The sequence below is a fragment of the Mycolicibacterium arabiense genome, assembly GCF_010731815.2.
GTDB classification, from domain to species: Bacteria; Actinomycetota; Actinomycetes; order Mycobacteriales; family Mycobacteriaceae; genus Mycobacterium; species Mycobacterium arabiense.
This window is the reverse complement of sequence record NZ_AP022593.1, coordinates 802,228-818,129: the sequence shown is the minus strand read 5'-3', so window position 1 is coordinate 818,129 and position 15,902 is coordinate 802,228. Positions and strand designations below refer to the sequence as shown.

Below are 15,902 nucleotides of genomic sequence, written 5' to 3'. Positions count from 1 at the left end.
CCGCTACTGCGGACTGTGTGCGGACTGCCGCTGAACGTGGTTCGACGCTTCCATATGAAAACCGGCTCTGAACTGGTTTTTCTGGTGCCCTCGGTGAGATTCGAACTCACACTGGACGGGTTTTGAATCCGTTTCCTCTGCCAGTTGGGATACGAGGGCCTTCGCTGGTGCGGTTTCCCACCATAGATGATGAGGTGAAGCGTTCGTCATGGCCCCGAAGTCGCTGATCTGCGCGCGCCACGCCACAATGGCGTCATGACCACACCCGATGCCGTCAGGCCGCGACGTGTCCTCATCGCCGAGGACGAGGCGCTGATTCGCCTCGACCTCGCCGAGATGCTCCGCGAGGAGGGGTACGACGTGGTCGGCCAGGCGGGCGACGGGCAGGAGGCCGTCGAACTCGCCGAGAGCCTCAGGCCCGACCTCGTCATCATGGACGTCAAGATGCCGCGGCGCGACGGCATCGACGCCGCCTCGGAGATCGCGGCCAAGCGCATCGCACCGATCGTGGTGCTCACCGCGTTCTCGCAACGCGAACTCGTGGAGCGGGCGCGTGACGCCGGAGCCATGGCGTATCTGGTCAAGCCGTTCTCGATCACCGACCTGATCCCCGCCATCGAGGTGGCGGTCAGCCGGTTCGGCGAAATCGCCGCTCTGGAACAGGAAGTCGCGACGCTGTCCGACCGTCTCGAGACGCGCAAGATGGTGGAACGCGCCAAGGGTTTGCTGCAGCAGAAGCAGGGCATGTCCGAGCCCGAGGCGTTCAAGTGGATTCAGCGTGCCGCGATGGATCGGCGGACGACGATGAAGCGGGTGGCCGAAGTGGTGCTCGAGACGCTCGACGAACCCGGCGACTCGTAACGACGAGGTTTCGAAATCGCCCATTCCAGCGGGTTGTTCAGCCCGTCCAGGTGCGGCATTTCCCAACACCACGCACTTTGGCCATGCGTTGGCTATGTTCTACCCGAAGCATCGCCGACCCGGCCGATCCGCGCCGTGACGTCGATGTCGATGAAAACCCTGACCCGGAGGTGAAACGTGCACGGTCGCGTGGCACGGAGTGCATTTGCTCTCGGCGGCGCGGGCTTGCTTGTGCTGGCCATGGCCGGCTGCAATCAGTCCGCACCCGAGGAGAGTTCGTCGCAGTCCGACTTGAAGATCGTCGAGCAGGTCCAGATCGACCAGAACGGCGCGGAAGTCAAAGCCGCCGAGGGCGCGGCTCCGGCCGACCCCGCGGGCGACGGCAAGGCGACGTGCCCACCGGTGTCCATCGCGATGGCCGGTGCCCTCAACGGCCCGGACGCCGCTCTTGGCATCAACATCGTCAACGGCGTGCAGCTGGCCATCGACAAGCACAACTCGGCCAACCCGGGTTGCCAGGTGCAGCTGAAGAAGTTCGACACCGAGGGTGACCCGCAGAAGGCCACCGCCATCGCGCCGCAGATCGTCGACGACCAGTACACGATCGGCCTGGTCGGTCCTGCGTTCTCCGGCGAGACCAAGGCGACCGGAACGGTGTTCGACCAGGCGGGCTTGGTCTCGGCGACGGCGTCGGCCACCAACCCGACGCTGAGCGAGAACGGGTGGAAGACGTTCTTCCGCGGACTGGCCAACGACGCAGTCCAGGGCCCGTCCGTCGCCAACTACCTCAAGAACACCATGGGGTTGAAGAAGATCTGCGTCGTCGACGACAGCACCGACTACGGCCTCGGCCTCGCCACCGCGGTGCGCGAGACGCTCGGCCCGGTTGCCGACTCGCAGTGCAACATCTCGGTCAAGAAGGGCGACAAGGACTTCTCCGCCGCGGTGACACAGATCAACGGAGCGGCTCCCGAGGCCGTGTTCTTCGGCGGCTACTACTCCGAGGCCGCGCCGCTGGTCCAGCAGCTCAAGGACGGCGGCGTCACCGCGACGTTCGTCAGCGCCGACGGCACCAAGGATCAGCAGTTCGTCGATCAGGCAGGCGAGGCGTCCAAGGACGCGCTGCTGTCCTGCCCGTGCGGCCCGGCAACGGGCTCGTTCGCCGAGGAGTACAAGCAGAAGTTCAGCGCCGATCCCGGCACGTACAGCACCGAGGGCTATGACCTGGGCACCATCCTGCTCAAGGGCATCGACTCGGGTGCCATCACCCGCCCGGCGCTGCTGGACTTCGTCCGGAACTACAACGGCCAGGGTGTGGCTCGCAACTACCAGTGGACTCCGAATGGGGAGCTCACGACCAACCTGATCTGGATGTTCAAGGTCCAGTAGGACATTCGACGACGGGGACGCGTCCGGAACAGTACGGTTCCGGACGCGTTCTCGTCTAAGACGCGAACACCACCGTCACGAGGAGCCGCCGCCGGATGCCGTCCGACTGTCTTGGCGAGTACGCATGTACTGCCGCCAACATCAACTTCAACGTCGACAATCTGCTGAACGGCTTCTGGCAGTTCACGATCGACGGTCTGTCCTGGGGTGCGATCTACGCGCTCGTCGCGGTGGGGTACACCCTGGTGTTCGGCGTGCTGCGGCTGATCAACTTCGCCCACTCAGAGATCTTCATGCTCGGCATGTTCGGCGCGTACTTCTGCCTCGACGTCATCCTGGGATTCACTCCGAGCGGCAACGCCTACAACAAGGGCATAGCGTTGACGGTGCTGTATCTGGCGATCGCAATGATCTTCGCGATGCTGGTGTCGGGTTCTGCGGCAGTGGGATTGGAGTTCGTCGCCTATCGGCCGCTGCGCAAGCGCAATGCGCGTCCATTGACGTTCCTGATCACCGCGATCGGCATGTCGTTCGTGCTGCAGGAGTTCGTGCACTTCATCCTGCCGCAGATCATCGACGGGTATGGCGGGTCCAACGCTCAGCAGCCGGTCGTGCTGGTACAGCCCAAGACTCAGTTCACGATCTTCGGCGCCGCGGTGTCGAACGTGACGATCGTGATCGTCGTGGCTGCGCTGATCCTGGCCCTGCTCACCGACGTCGCGATCAACCGCACCAAGTTCGGCCGCGGGATCCGCGCGGTCGCACAGGATCCGACGACGGCGACGTTGATGGGCGTGTCGCGGGAGCGGATCATCATGACGACATTCCTGATCGGTGGTCTGCTCGCCGGTGCCGCGGCTCTGCTGTACACGCTGAAGGTGCCCCAGGGCATCATCTACTCGGGCGGATTCCTGCTGGGGATCAAGGCGTTCTCCGCGGCGGTCCTCGGCGGCATCGGCAACCTGCGCGGCGCTCTGCTGGGCGGGTTGTTGCTCGGCATCATGGAGAACTACGGCCAGGCCTTGTTCGGCACCCAGTGGCGTGACGTGGTGGCGTTCGTGCTGCTGGTGCTGGTTCTGCTGATCCGCCCGACGGGCATACTCGGCGAGAGTCTGGGGAAGGCGCGAGCATGAGTGCGCACGACGACACCGACACGAACACCGGCGCCGACGCGAAGAAGACGTCGACCACGGCGTCACGGCTGCTGGCACCCGGTGACGGGTTGCGGCAGTGGTGGGACGGGCTGAGGCGGTCGCACAAGTGGGTGATCGGCGCCATCGGGTTCACGCTGCTGGCGTTGTTGCCGCTGTACACCCCGGCGTTCCTGGACACCCCTGGCATCAGCTTCGGCGGCACCATGGCCCAATTCGCGATGATCGCGATCATCGCAATCGGGCTGAACGTCGTGGTCGGCCAGACGGGTCTGCTGGACCTGGGCTACGTCGGTTTCTACGCCGTCGGCGCCTACACCGTGGCCCTTCTGACCAGTCCGGACAGTCCGTGGAACCAGATGAGCCCGAGCGGGTTCTTCAGCTCGGACTGGGCGTGGCTGTCGTGCGTTCCGCTGGCCATGGCGGTCACGGCGCTGGCGGGACTGATCCTCGGCACCCCGACGCTGCGCCTGCGTGGCGACTATCTGGCCATCGTGACGCTCGGGTTCGGCGAGATCATCCGGCTGATGGCCGACAACCTCGCCGACGTCACCAACGGTCCGCGCGGGCTCAACCAGATCGCGTACCCGCACGTGGGGGAGAAGGAGGGCCTGCCCGACGGCGTGTTCTCCAACGGCAACTCCGCCGGCGACGCCAACTACGGCACCTGGTGGTTCTGGCTGGGCCTGTTGTTCATGGTCGGCATCCTGCTGCTGGTGGGCAATCTGGAGCGCAGCCGCGTCGGCCGCGCCTGGGTGGCCATCCGCGAGGACGAGGACGCCGCAGAGGTCATGGGCGTCAACACCTTCCGCTTCAAGCTGTGGGCGTTCGTGATCGGCGCCGCGATCGGCGGTCTGTCCGGTGCGCTGTACGCGGGTCAGGTGCAGTACGTCGCGCCGCCGACCTTCAACATCATCAACTCGATGCTGTTCCTGTGCGCCGTGGTCCTGGGTGGCCAAGGCAACAAGCTGGGCGTGATCTTCGGCGCGTTCATCATCGTCTACCTGCCCAACCGCCTGCTGGGCGTGGAGTTCCTCGGCGTCAACATGGGCGACCTGAAATACCTGTTCTTCGGCTTGGCGCTGGTGGTGTTGATGATCTTCCGTCCCCAGGGCTTGTTCCCGGTGCGCCAGGCGCTGTTGGCGTACGGCAAGTCGGCGAAGAAGCTGCTGCGCAGCGCCGATGAGACGAAGGCGGCGGCATGACCGATCAGCCCGGTACCGAGGAACCGTTGATCGACGAGGATCTCGCCGTCCTGCACCGCGAGGTCGCGGTGGCCGAGGGCGAGACGCTACTCGCGACCCAGGACCTGACCGTCAAGTTCGGCGGTCTGACCGCGCTGGACTCGGTGACCTTCGACATCAAGCGCGGAGAGATCCTGGGGTTGATCGGACCCAACGGCGCGGGTAAGACCACCTGCTTCAACGCCATCACCGGGGTCTACCGGCCCACGTCGGGCAGCGTGCTGTTCGACGGCGCTCCGCTGGGCAAGATCAAGCGCCACGAGATCACCCGCCGCGGCATCGCCAGGACCTTCCAGAACATCCGCCTGTGGGGTGAGATGACCGCGCTGGAGAACGTCGTGGTCGGCACCGACGCCCGCCACAAGACGTCGGTACCCGGGGCGCTGGTGCGTACGCCGCGGCACCGGCGTGAGGAGCGCGACGCGATCGAGCGTGCCGCTGCGCTGCTGCAGTTCGTCGGCATCGCCCATCGCGGCGAGGAGAAGGCCAAGAACCTGCCCTACGGTGATCAGCGGCGGCTGGAGATCGCCCGCGCGCTGGCCACCGAACCCAAGCTGCTGTGCCTCGACGAACCGGCCGCGGGGTTCAATCCGAGCGAGAAGTCCGCGCTCATCGAACTCATCCAGGCGATCCGCGACGACGGGTACACGGTGTTGCTCATCGAACACGACATGCGTCTGGTCATGGGGGTCACCGACCGCATCGTGGTCCTTGAGTTCGGTCGCAAGATCGCCGACGGCCTGCCCGCCGACATCCGCGAGGATCCCGCCGTGATCGCCGCCTACCTTGGAGTACCCGATGACGAACTCACCTGAGACCACCCCGGCAACCGACCTCGACCCCCGGCCGGTGCTGCTCGAGGTCCGCGACGCCGTGGTGCACTACGGCCGCATCCAGGCGCTGCACGGGGTGTCGCTGACCGTCCGCGAGGGTGAACTGGTCACACTGCTGGGTTCCAACGGCGCAGGCAAGACCACGATGATGCGGGCCATCTCCGGACTACGGCCCCTGACGTCGGGGTCGGTGTGGTTCGACGGGCAGGACGTCTCGAGGATCAAGGCACACAACCGGGTCACCGACGGCCTGATCCAGGCGCCCGAGGGTCGCGGTGTCTTCCCCGGCATGACCGTGGTCGAGAACCTCGAAATGGGTTGCTACGGGCGGAAGTTCCCGAGCCGTTCCGAGCACCGCGAACGGTTGGACTGGGTGCTGGAGACCTTCCCGCGCCTGGCCGAACGCCGCAGCCAGGTCGGCGGCACACTGTCGGGCGGTGAGCAGCAGATGCTCGCGATCGGGCGGGCGTTGATGGCGCGGCCCAAGGTGCTGCTGCTCGACGAGCCCTCGATGGGCCTGGCACCCATGGTGATCTCGCAGATCTTCCGGATCATCTCGGAGATCAACACCCAGGGCACCACCGTGCTGCTGGTCGAACAGAACGCCCAGCAGGCGCTCAGCCGCTCCGACCGGGCCTACATCCTCGAGACCGGCCGCGTCACCCGCGAAGGCGTCGCCCGCGACCTGCTCAAGGACGACAGCATCCGCGCCGCCTACCTCGGTGTCGCCTGACCGTTCTCCGGCGAGCGTGCGTGTCTGCGGGCGACACGCCGCGCTCGAACCCGAGTCGGCGCATGCTCGCGGACGTCAGCGCGCGACGATCACCGACGAACCGTGGCCGAACAGGCCCTGGTTCGCGGTGATGCCGACCTTCGCACCCTCGACCTGCCTGCCGGTGGCCTGACCCTTGAGCTGCCAGGTGAGTTCGCAGATCTGCGCGATCGCCTGCGCGGGGATCGCCTCGCCGAAGCACGCCAGCCCGCCGGACGGGTTCACTGGCACGCGGCCACCGATCGTGGTCGCGCCGCTGCGCAGCAGCTGCTCGGCCTCGCCCCTCGCGCACAGCCCGAGGTGCTCGTACCAGTCCAGCTCCAACGCCGTCGACAGGTCGTAGACCTCGGCTAGGCTGACGTCCTCGGGCCCGATGCCCGCCTCGGCGTACGCCGCGTCGAGGATCTGGTCCTTGAACACGCGGTCGGGGCCGGGCACCACGGCGGTCGAATCCGTTGCGATGTCCGGCAATTCAGGCAGGTGCTGGGGGTAGCGCGGCGTCACCGTGGACACTGCGCGCACCGACGGCACGCCTTCGAGTGAGCCGAGGTGCTTCTCGGCGAAGGACTTGCTCGCGACGATCAGTGCCGCGGCGCCGTCGGACGTCGCGCAGATGTCGAGTTGTCGCAACGGGTCCGACACGACGGGGCTGGCGAGCACGTGCTCGACGGCGGATTCCTTGCGGTAGCGGGCATTTGGATTCTGCAGGCCGTGGCGGGAGTTCTTCACCTTGACCTGGGCGAAGTCCTCCGACGTCGCGCCGTAGAGATCCATTCGGCGGCGAGCAAGCAGCGCGAAGTACACCGGGTTCATCGCGCCGATGAGGTGGAAGCGTTGCCAGTCGGGGTCGTTCTTGCGCTCTCCGCCGACGGGCGCGAACGCTCCCTTGGGCGTGGTGTCGGCACCGATCACCAAGGCGACGTCGCAGAAGCCGGCCAGGATCTGGGCACGCGCGCTCTGCAGCGCCTGCGATCCGCTGGCGCAGGCGGCGTAGCTCGAGCTGACGGGCACGCCATTCCAGCCGAGCTTCTGGGCGAACGTCGACCCGGCGATGAAGCCTGGGTAGCCGTTGCGAATCGTGTCTGCGCCTGCGACCAATTCGATCTGGCGCCAGTCGAGTCCGGCCTCGGCCAGCGCGGCGCGGGCGGCGACGACGCCGTACTCGGTGAAGTCGCGTCCCCACTTGCCCCAGGGGTGCATGCCGGCGCCGAGGATGTAGAGCGGTTCCGGCGTACTAGCGCTCATGCGATCCTCCAGGCGTAGACGCTGCGCACGAAGCCGTCCTCGTCGGTGTACAGCGGCATCGTGGTCAGCTCCATCTCCATGCCGACCTTCAGGTCGGCGGCCAACGTCCCGTCGACGACCTTGCCGAGGACGATCAGGCCCTCCTCGGCGAGTTCCACCGCGGCGATCGCGAAGGGCTCGAAGGACTCCTGCGCGGGGTACGGGGCCGGTGGCGGATAGCGGTTCTCGGTGTAACTCCACACCGTGCCGCGGCGCGAGATCGGCACCTGCGCCAGCTCGTCGCCGTCGCACGCGGGGTTCGGGCAGTTGTTGGCCCGTGGGGGAAAGACGTAGGTGCTGCACTGTGTGCACTTGCCTGCGATCAATGAGGTGGCGCCGGAATCGTCCTGGCTCCACCAACCGTCGATGGCCGGTAGTTGCGTTGCGGCATCGGTATCACCTGGCACCCGGTCAGCCTAAACGATCATGGGCGCGGAACTGAAACGTGTTGCAGTTTTACCGTTGGGCGACGTCCAGCAGGATCCGCAGCAGATCGTCGGGGTTGTCGCGCATCAGGTTGTGCTTGCCGTCCAGTTCGTGGCAGTTCCATCGGGGGTCGTCGCGCACCCGGTCGTAGGACGGGCGAAGTGGCGACTCGCCGGGCCAGTCCAGGGCGTAGACGTACTCGAGGCGGCGGAACCGGTCGAGGGTGCCGCTCACCCGCAGCCGCTGCATCACGCTCGCCAGGGGATGGGCGGTGGCCCGCTCGTCGAAGAAGGGCAGGGGAGGCACGCCGAACCCGCTGTCGTCGACGCCGACGTACCACCGTCGTTCTTCCTCGTCGACGACGTCCCAGCACGACTCGCCGTCGTGCGGCACCACGGCGTCGATGAAGACGAGCGCGTCGACGCGTTCCGAGATGCGGTCGGCGGCTCCGGTGATGACCATGCCGCCGTAGGAGTGCCCGACCAGAACCAGGTCGTCAGCGGCGTCGTCGTTATCGATGGCTGAGACGACGTCGGTGACGTGGGTGTCGAGGTTGACCCCGCCGTGGAGGAGGTGCGCCCGCTCGGCCACGCCGGTCAGCGTCACCGCGAGTACCCGGTGGCCCGCCTCGCGCAGGGATGCTGCCAGCTCGTCGAAACACCAGGCCCCGTGGCACATTCCGGGGACCAGGACGAAGGTGATGCCGTTGGAGTTCGTGGACATGACTCCAGCGTGGAAGCCCCGTAATCATAAGTCCAATAGCGATTTCGACACCAAACTATAATCATCAGTTATGGAACTGCGTCAGCTCGAATACGTGGTCGCGGTGGCGGAAGAGGCCAACTTCACCCGTGCGGCGGGTCGCGTCCACGTCGCGCAACCGGCGGTGAGTGCGCAGATCGCCCGGCTCGAGCGCGAGCTCGGCGAACCGCTCTTCGATCGGGGCAAGCGCGAGGTGCGACTGACGGCGGCCGGCACGGCGCTGCTGCCGCATGCACGCGCCGCGCTCGCTTCGGTGGCCGCCGCGCGCACCGCGGTCGACGAACTCGGCCAACTGGTCCGTGGCTCGGTCGCGATCGGTGCGGTGACCGCCCACGACGTCGACCTTCCCGGACTGCTGGCGGAGTTCCACGTCGCGCACCCCGGGGTCGACATCTCGCTCGGCAGCGACGACTCCGAGGCGCTGATCGACGGCATCCGCATGGGGCGGCTCGACGCGGCGATCGTGTCGATCTCCGACCACGTTCCGGACGGGCTCGCCGCCGAGGTGGTGACCGATCAGCGCATCGTCGCAGCGGTCGGCAAGGCGGACCCGTGGGTGCGACGGCGCGCCGTCGCGGTCACCGATCTGGCGGAACGGCCCGTCATCGCGTTGCCGCCGGGCACGGGCATCCGCCGCCGGTTCGACGAGGCGTGCGCGGCGGCGGGGGTCGCGGTCCGGGTGGCGTTCGAGGCGACGACGCCTGGTGCGCTGGCCGACCTCGCCGAGCGTGGCCTTGGCGTCGCGCTGCTCCCCGAGGTGGCCGCGGCGGCGCGGGCGGGCCTGCACGTGCTGCCGATCGTGCCGGAACTGCGGGGCCGCCTCGTCTTCGCCTGGCGTGCGGACGGGCCGATGAGCCCGGCGGCGCGGGTTCTGGTCGAGATGGCTCGGCGTCGACTGCGCGTCGGACCCGATGAATAGAGTGAGGGCGTGAGCCCTGCCAAGACCGCGCCGCAGCGCGCCGCCGGAACCCCGTCGGCCGATACCAAGCCGACACTGATGCTGCTGGACGGCAATTCGCTGGCCTTTCGGGCGTTCTTCGCCCTGCCTGCGGAGAACTTCAAGACCCAGGGCGGTCTGACCACGAATGCGGTGTACGGATTCACCGCCATGCTCATCAACCTGCTGCGCGACGAGCAGCCGACCCACATCGCGTCGGCCTTCGACGTGTCGCGGCAGACGTTCCGCATGGAGAGGTACCCGGAGTACAAGGCGGGCCGCTCGGCGACGCCCGACGAGTTCCGCGGGCAGATCGACATCACCAAGGAGGTGCTCGGCGCCCTGGGCATCACGGTGCTCGCGGAGCCGGGGTTCGAGGCGGACGACATCATCGCCACGCTGGCCACCCAGGCCGAGAATGAGGGGTACCGCGTTCTGATCGTCACGGGCGACCGCGACGCGCTGCAACTGGTCAGTGACGACGTGACGGTGCTGTACCCGCGCAAGGGCGTCAGCGAGCTGACCCGCTTCACGCCCGAGGCCGTCGTTGAGAAGTACGGCCTGACGCCGACCCAGTACCCGGACTTCGCCGCTCTGCGCGGCGACCCCAGCGACAACCTGCCGGGCATCCCGGGGGTGGGGGAGAAGACGGCGTCGAAGTGGATCGTCGAGTACGGCTCGCTGCAGGCCCTCGTCGACCAGGTCGACACCGTCAAGGGCAAGGTCGGGGATGCGTTGCGCGCCAACGTCTCTCACGTGATCCTCAACCGCGAGCTGACCCAGCTGGTCAAGGACGTCCCGCTCGCGCAGACGCCCGACACGCTGCGCATGCAGCCGTGGAACCGCGATCAGATCCACCGCCTGTTCGACGACCTCGAGTTCCGGGTGCTGCGCGACCGGCTCTTCGAGACGCTCGCGTCGGCGGACCCCGAGGTCGAGGTCGGCTTCGACGTCCGCGGCGGCGTCCTCGAGCCGGGCACCCTCGCGGCATGGCTGTCCGAGCACAGCCTGGGCAACCGGTTCGGGCTGGCCGTCGTCGGGACCCACCTGGCGTACGACGGTGACGCGACGGCGCTGGCGATCGTGGCCGCCGACGGCGAGGGCTGCTACATCGACACGACCACCCTCGGCCCGGAGGACGAAGCGGCGCTGTCGTCGTGGTTGGCCGACCCCGGCCCGCCCAAGGCCCTGCACGAGGCGAAACTGGCGATGCACGACCTCGAGGGACGCGGCTGGACGCTGCGCGGGGTCACGTCCGACACCGCGCTCGCGGCCTATCTGGTCCGTCCGGGCCAGCGCAGCTTCGCCCTCGACGATCTGTCGGTGCGCTACCTGCGCCGTGAACTCCGTGCGGAAGGCCCGGAGCAGCAACAGCTCTCGCTGCTCGACGATGCCGACGGCGTCGACGATCAGGCGGTGCAGACGCTGCTGCTGCGGGCATCGGCCGTGATGGACCTCGCCGATGCGCTCGACGAGGAACTCGCCCGCATCGACTCCTCGTCGCTGCTCGGCCAGATGGAGCTACCGGTGCAGCGGGCGCTCGCCGCCATGGAGTCCCGTGGCATCGCCGTCGACCTGGACCTGCTCGGCGAACTGCAGAGCCAGTTCGCCGACCTGATCCGGGACGCGGCAGAGGCGGCCTACTCGGTGATCGGCAAGCAGATCAACCTCGGCTCGCCCAAGCAGCTCCAAGTCGTGCTGTTCGACGAACTCGAGATGCCGAAGACCAAGCGCACCAAGACCGGGTACACGACGGATGCGGATGCGCTGCAGTCACTCTTCGACAAGACCGGGCACCCGTTCCTGCAGCACCTACTGGCCCACCGCGACGCGACGCGGCTGAAGGTGACCGTCGACGGTCTGCTCAACTCCGTGGCCTCCGACGGCCGCATCCACACGACGTTCAACCAGACCATCGCCGCGACCGGACGGTTGTCGTCCACCGAGCCCAACCTGCAGAACATCCCGATCCGCACCGAGGACGGCCGCCGGATCCGCAACGGCTTCGTGGTCGGCGAGGGCTACGCCGAGTTGATGACCGCCGACTACAGCCAGATCGAGATGCGCATCATGGCGCACCTGTCCCGCGACGAGGGTCTGATCGAGGCCTTCAACACCGGCGAGGACCTGCACTCGTTCGTCGCGTCCCGCGCCTTCGACGTGCCGATCGACGAGGTGACGCCCGAGCTGCGGCGCCGGGTCAAGGCCATGTCCTACGGTCTGGCCTACGGGTTGAGTGCCTACGGCCTTGCCGCACAGCTGAAGATCTCCACCGAAGAGGCGAAGGTCCAGATGGACCAGTACTTCGCCCGGTTTGGCGGCATCCGCGACTACCTGCGCGACGTCGTCGACCAGGCTCGCAAGGACGGGTACACCTCGACGGTCTTCGGCCGGAGGCGCTACCTGCCCGAATTGGACAGCAGCAACCGCAACGTCCGCGAGGCCGCCGAGCGGGCCGCGCTCAATGCCCCGATCCAGGGCAGCGCCGCCGACATCATCAAGGTCGCGATGGTCAACGTCGAGAGCGCCATCGCAGAAGCCGGTCTGACGTCGAGGATGCTGCTGCAGGTGCACGACGAATTGCTGTTCGAGGTGGCCGACGGCGAGCACGAGGTACTCGAGGAACTGGTGCGCAAGGAGATGGGCGGCGCCTACCCGCTCGACGTCCCGCTCGAGGTGTCGGTGGGATACGGCCGGAGCTGGGACGCCGCCGCGCACTGAGGGGCCGCGACCGTTCGGTGACGGTGTTCGTGGGAGATCAGCTCGCGCGGACCCGTCGGTAGCCGCCAGTGGAACGTGATGGCGGCCAGTCGCAGCAGCGTGGCCACCAGCGATCCCGCCACCACGCCCAGCCACTGCGACCCGCCATGGTCGACGACGACGTAGATGACGGACCCGAGCACGGCGGGCGCGGCGTACATGTCGTCGGGGCCCATCACGATCGGCACGTCGCCGGCCACGACGTCGCGCAGCACGCTGCCCGCCACGGCGGACACCGCTCCGAGCAGGGCCGCCGCGAACCAGCTCGCACCGTGGTCGACGGAGATCGCCGCCCCCGACGTCGCGAAGAAGCCCATGCCGACGGCGTCGAGGACCGTGACCAGCTGGTTGAGCCGGATCACCAGCTTGGCGAAGACGGTGGTGACGATGGACACCGCGACGCACAAGGTCACGTCGGGCCAATGCTGCAGGGAGCTGGGCGGGTCGATGTCGAGGAGCACGTCGCGCAGGACGCCGCCGCCGACGCCGGTGAGCACCGCCATCGTGGCGATGCCGAAGAGGTCGAATCCCTTGCGGATCCCCACCACGGCGCCGGAGGCGGCCAGGACGGCGATGCCCGCGTAATTGGCGATGTGTTGGATCACGGGCGCACGCTACGACGCGAACCTAGGAGACGGCTGGGACCGCGGCCTCGGAGAGCCTCACCGTCCGGGCGCGCGGTAACCGGCCAGCCACTGCAGCGTCGGGGCGGCTGCTCGCGCGGCGTGTACCGCGTATGACTCCTCGGCCAGCAGCGCGTGCACCCGCTGATCGCCGAATCCACGGTCGATCCTGTCCTTGACGAAGGCGAGTTCGACGACCTGCGCGGCGAAGGCGCCGACTGCGGTGGCGCCGGGTTTGCCGTGGATTCCGCGAGCCGCGGCGACGGCGTGCTTGCGGGCTTGCATGGAGCCGAGCCAGGTGGCCTCGGCAGGTGTGACGAGGCCGGCGGTCACCATGCCGGGCAGCTTGGCGGAGACGATGCGCTGCTCCCGGCGGCGGCTGTTCACTCCGAGGACGATCGCGAGCGCGAAGATCGGCACCATCCACAGCACGTAGACGCCGAAGTACGCCTCGGCGCCCATCAGCGACGAGGCGTTCCACAACCCGTGCATGACGACCGCGCCTGCGTACCCGAGCAGCAGGAAGCCCGCCTTGGCCGCCACGCCGCGTCGGTTCATCGCGAAGTAGACGCCGATGCCGAACATCGTGGTGAACAGCGGATGGGCGAACGGCGCCATGATCAGCCGCATGGCGGCGGTTACCAGCGCTTCGCCGAGCGACTCGCCGTTCGCGATGTACAGGATGTCCTCGAGCCAGGCGAAGCCCGCGCCGACCAGGCCCGCGTAGACGAGGCAGTCGGTGAGCGAGTTCATCTCGTGCCGTCGGCGCCCCGTGAGCATCACCAGCAGGAACGCTCCCTTGGCGGCCTCCTCGATCAGCGGCGCACCGACCGCGACCGACACGAAGCTGACCGACGCGGTCTCCACCGCGCCAGGGTTGACCAGCGTCTCGAACCACAGGCTCAGGACGATCGACACGATGACGGCGACCGACGCACCCCACAGGAAGGCGAGGATCAGTAGGCGCGGGGGCTCGGGCTCCCAGCGGTCGAGCCACACGTAGGCCAGCACGACGACGGCGATCGCGACCGTGGACAGCACGAAACCGATGGCGGTGCCGACCGGATTGAGCGCGGTCAACCCGATGACGATCAAGCCGGCGATGAGGCCGAGCAGGATGAGGACGCCGATCGGTGCACCGACTTTGCGGATCCGCCTCGGCAGAGCCGGCATCGGCAGGTGCGGCGGCAAGGCGGGCGAAGGGTTGTGCACGGGTGCAGGGTAACGGTGCGTGGGACCGGGTTTGTCCAGCGTGTCCTCAGTCGAGTACCCTCGATGGGTACTCGTATGTGCAAGATCACGGGTGCAGTGTCACATCTCGGCGCACCCGCGCCGGAGCAATGAATACGTCCCTACTATTAAACCTGTCCGGAGCCACCCACCATATGCCAAGTCCCTCCATCACCTCGCCGCAAGTAGCCATCAACGACATTGGCTCGGCTGAGGACTTTCTCGCCGCGATCGACAAGACCATCAAGTACTTCAACGATGGCGACATCGTCGAGGGGACCATCGTCAAGGTGGACCGCGACGAGGTCTTGCTCGACATCGGTTACAAGACCGAAGGCGTCATTCCTTCCCGCGAACTCTCGATCAAGCACGACGTGGACCCCTCAGAGGTTGTGTCCGTCGGCGACGAGGTCGAAGCGCTGGTCCTCACCAAGGAGGACAAGGAAGGCCGTCTGATCCTGTCCAAGAAGCGGGCTCAGTACGAGCGCGCCTGGGGCACGATCGAAGAACTCAAGGAGAAGGACGAGGCCGTCAAGGGCACCGTCATCGAGGTCGTCAAGGGCGGCCTGATCCTGGACATCGGCCTGCGTGGCTTCCTGCCCGCGTCGCTGGTGGAGATGCGTCGCGTCCGCGATCTGCAGCCGTACATCGGTCGTGAGATCGAGGCGAAGATCATCGAGCTGGACAAGAACCGCAACAACGTGGTGCTGAGCCGCCGCGCCTGGCTGGAGCAGACCCAGTCCGAGGTGCGCAGCGAGTTCCTCAACCAGCTGCAGAAGGGCGCCATCCGCAAGGGTGTCGTCAGCTCCATCGTCAACTTCGGCGCGTTCGTCGATCTCGGCGGCGTCGACGGCCTGGTGCACGTCTCCGAGCTGTCCTGGAAGCACATCGACCATCCGTCCGAGGTCGTCCAGGTGGGCGACGAGGTCACGGTCGAGGTCCTCGACGTCGACATGGACCGCGAGCGGGTTTCGCTGTCGCTCAAGGCGACTCAGGAAGATCCGTGGCGCCACTTCGCCCGCACCCACGCAATCGGTCAGATCGTGCCCGGCAAGGTCACCAAGCTGGTGCCGTTCGGTGCGTTCGTCCGCGTCGAGGAGGGCATCGAGGGCCTGGTGCACATCTCCGAGCTGTCCGAGCGTCACGTCGAGGTCCCGGACCAGGTGGTCCAGGTCGGCGACGACGCGATGGTCAAGGTCATCGACATCGACCTCGAGCGTCGCCGGATCTCGCTGAGCCTCAAGCAGGCCAACGAGGACTACACCGAGGAGTTCGACCCGTCGAAGTACGGCATGGCCGACAGCTACGACGAAGCGGGCAACTACATCTTCCCCGAGGGCTTCGACGCCGAGACCAACGAGTGGCTCGAGGGCTTCGAGAAGCAGCGTGACGAGTGGGAGGCCCGGTACGCCGAGGCCGAGCGCCGCCACAAGATGCACACTGCGCAGATGGAGAAGTTCGCCGCTGCCGACGCGGAGGCGGCCAGCAGGCCCGCCAACGCCGGCACGACGTCGTCTTCGTCGTCCTCCCGCCCGGAGGAGTCGACCGGCGGCACGCTCGCCAGCGACGCTCAGTTGGCAGCGCTGCGCGAGAAGCTTGCAGGCAACGCCTAACCACGGCCAGTACGACG

Annotated in this window: 14 protein-coding genes and 1 tRNA gene; 9 read left to right on the top strand and 6 right to left on the bottom strand. The window is 67.3% G+C overall.

Annotation, left to right across the window (positions count from 1 at the left end; all coding sequences use genetic code 11):
- Positions 1–82: 82 nt before the first annotated feature.
- Positions 83–159, bottom strand: a tRNA-Leu gene (locus G6N61_RS05595).
- Positions 160–255: 96 nt separating this feature from the next.
- Here G6N61_RS05595 and G6N61_RS05590 point away from each other — a divergent pair.
- The 6 genes from G6N61_RS05590 to G6N61_RS05565 all read left to right on the top strand — a co-directional run bounded on the left by G6N61_RS05590 (position 256) and on the right by G6N61_RS05565 (position 6,211).
- Positions 256–861: a two-component system response regulator PdtaR gene (locus G6N61_RS05590; RefSeq protein WP_163917629.1), complete on the top strand. Its 606-nt coding sequence runs from the start codon at positions 256–258 to the stop codon at positions 859–861.
- A 177-nt stretch (positions 862–1,038) separates the two neighbouring features.
- On the top strand, positions 1,039–2,250 hold the full coding sequence (locus tag G6N61_RS05585; RefSeq protein ID WP_163917628.1) for a branched-chain amino acid ABC transporter substrate-binding protein: 1,212 nt from the start codon (positions 1,039–1,041) through the stop codon (positions 2,248–2,250).
- Between the two features lie 95 nt (positions 2,251–2,345).
- Positions 2,346–3,383, top strand: coding sequence for a branched-chain amino acid ABC transporter permease (locus G6N61_RS05580; RefSeq protein ID WP_163917627.1), 1,038 nt, complete (start codon positions 2,346–2,348; stop codon positions 3,381–3,383).
- On the top strand, positions 3,380–4,606 hold the full coding sequence (locus tag G6N61_RS05575) for a branched-chain amino acid ABC transporter permease (protein WP_163917626.1): 1,227 nt from the start codon (positions 3,380–3,382) through the stop codon (positions 4,604–4,606). Before G6N61_RS05580 ends, G6N61_RS05575 begins: the two co-directional genes overlap by 4 nt.
- The gene (locus G6N61_RS05570; protein ID WP_235887421.1) at positions 4,603–5,460 is read left to right on the top strand and encodes an ABC transporter ATP-binding protein; all 858 of its coding nucleotides are present in this window, start codon (positions 4,603–4,605) and stop codon (positions 5,458–5,460) included. The genes G6N61_RS05575 and G6N61_RS05570 overlap by 4 nt, the downstream gene beginning before the upstream one ends.
- On the top strand, positions 5,444–6,211 hold the full coding sequence (locus G6N61_RS05565; RefSeq protein ID WP_163917625.1) for an ABC transporter ATP-binding protein: 768 nt from the start codon (positions 5,444–5,446) through the stop codon (positions 6,209–6,211). Before G6N61_RS05570 ends, G6N61_RS05565 begins: the two co-directional genes overlap by 17 nt.
- 75 nt (positions 6,212–6,286) lie before the next feature.
- Here the strand turns inward: G6N61_RS05565 and G6N61_RS05560 are convergent, their stop codons facing one another.
- Genes G6N61_RS05560 through G6N61_RS05550 form a run of 3 tightly spaced genes read right to left on the bottom strand, consistent with a single transcriptional unit; the run spans position 6,287 to position 8,683 of the window.
- Entirely contained in the window at positions 6,287–7,495 is a 1,209-nt protein-coding gene (locus tag G6N61_RS05560) for a lipid-transfer protein (protein ID WP_163917624.1), read from the bottom strand.
- Positions 7,492–7,941, bottom strand: a complete 450-nt coding sequence (locus G6N61_RS05555; RefSeq protein WP_163917623.1) for a Zn-ribbon domain-containing OB-fold protein — start codon at positions 7,939–7,941, stop codon at positions 7,492–7,494. The genes G6N61_RS05560 and G6N61_RS05555 overlap by 4 nt, the downstream gene beginning before the upstream one ends.
- A 49-nt stretch (positions 7,942–7,990) precedes the next feature.
- Entirely contained in the window at positions 7,991–8,683 is a 693-nt protein-coding gene (locus G6N61_RS05550) for an alpha/beta fold hydrolase (RefSeq protein WP_163917622.1), read from the bottom strand.
- Between the two features lie 70 nt (positions 8,684–8,753).
- Between G6N61_RS05550 and G6N61_RS05545 the strand changes: the two genes are divergently transcribed.
- Positions 8,754–9,641 carry a LysR family transcriptional regulator gene (locus G6N61_RS05545; RefSeq protein WP_163917621.1) on the top strand — a complete coding sequence of 296 codons (888 nt, stop codon included), beginning with the start codon at positions 8,754–8,756 and terminating at the stop codon, positions 9,639–9,641.
- Between the two features lie 9 nt (positions 9,642–9,650).
- The gene (polA, locus tag G6N61_RS05540; protein ID WP_163917620.1) at positions 9,651–12,380 is read left to right on the top strand and encodes a DNA polymerase I; all 2,730 of its coding nucleotides are present in this window, start codon (positions 9,651–9,653) and stop codon (positions 12,378–12,380) included.
- Here polA and G6N61_RS05535 read toward each other — a convergent pair.
- Positions 12,311–13,024: a trimeric intracellular cation channel family protein gene (locus tag G6N61_RS05535; protein WP_163917619.1), complete on the bottom strand. Its 714-nt coding sequence runs from the start codon at positions 13,022–13,024 to the stop codon at positions 12,311–12,313. The two genes, polA and G6N61_RS05535, sit on opposite strands and share 70 nt — an antisense overlap.
- 57 nt (positions 13,025–13,081) lie before the next feature.
- Positions 13,082–14,215 carry a PrsW family intramembrane metalloprotease gene (locus G6N61_RS05530; protein ID WP_163924615.1) on the bottom strand — a complete coding sequence of 378 codons (1,134 nt, stop codon included), beginning with the start codon at positions 14,213–14,215 and terminating at the stop codon, positions 13,082–13,084.
- 212 nt (positions 14,216–14,427) lie between these two features.
- On the opposite strand from G6N61_RS05530, the gene rpsA reads away from it, so the two are divergent.
- Positions 14,428–15,885 carry a 30S ribosomal protein S1 gene (gene rpsA / locus G6N61_RS05525; protein ID WP_163917618.1) on the top strand — a complete coding sequence of 486 codons (1,458 nt, stop codon included), beginning with the start codon at positions 14,428–14,430 and terminating at the stop codon, positions 15,883–15,885.
- Positions 15,886–15,902 lie beyond the last annotated feature (17 nt).

Bases quoted from the DNA above. Each gene is read 5' to 3' on its own strand.
- G6N61_RS05590 (WP_163917629.1), top strand. From the start codon at position 256: ATGACCACACCCGATGCCGTCAGGCCGCGACGTGTCCTCATCGCCGAG.
- G6N61_RS05580 (WP_163917627.1), top strand. From the start codon at position 2,346: ATGCCGTCCGACTGTCTTGGCGAGTACGCATGTACTGCCGCCAACATC.
- G6N61_RS05575 (WP_163917626.1), top strand. From the start codon at position 3,380: ATGAGTGCGCACGACGACACCGACACGAACACCGGCGCCGACGCGAAG.
- G6N61_RS05570 (WP_235887421.1), top strand. From the start codon at position 4,603: ATGACCGATCAGCCCGGTACCGAGGAACCGTTGATCGACGAGGATCTC.
- G6N61_RS05565 (WP_163917625.1), top strand. From the start codon at position 5,444: ATGACGAACTCACCTGAGACCACCCCGGCAACCGACCTCGACCCCCGG.
- G6N61_RS05560 (WP_163917624.1), bottom strand. From the start codon at position 7,495: ATGAGCGCTAGTACGCCGGAACCGCTCTACATCCTCGGCGCCGGCATG.
- G6N61_RS05550 (WP_163917622.1), bottom strand. From the start codon at position 8,683: ATGTCCACGAACTCCAACGGCATCACCTTCGTCCTGGTCCCCGGAATG.
- G6N61_RS05545 (WP_163917621.1), top strand. From the start codon at position 8,754: ATGGAACTGCGTCAGCTCGAATACGTGGTCGCGGTGGCGGAAGAGGCC.
- G6N61_RS05530 (WP_163924615.1), bottom strand. From the start codon at position 14,215: ATGCCGGCTCTGCCGAGGCGGATCCGCAAAGTCGGTGCACCGATCGGC.
- rpsA (WP_163917618.1), top strand. From the start codon at position 14,428: ATGCCAAGTCCCTCCATCACCTCGCCGCAAGTAGCCATCAACGACATT.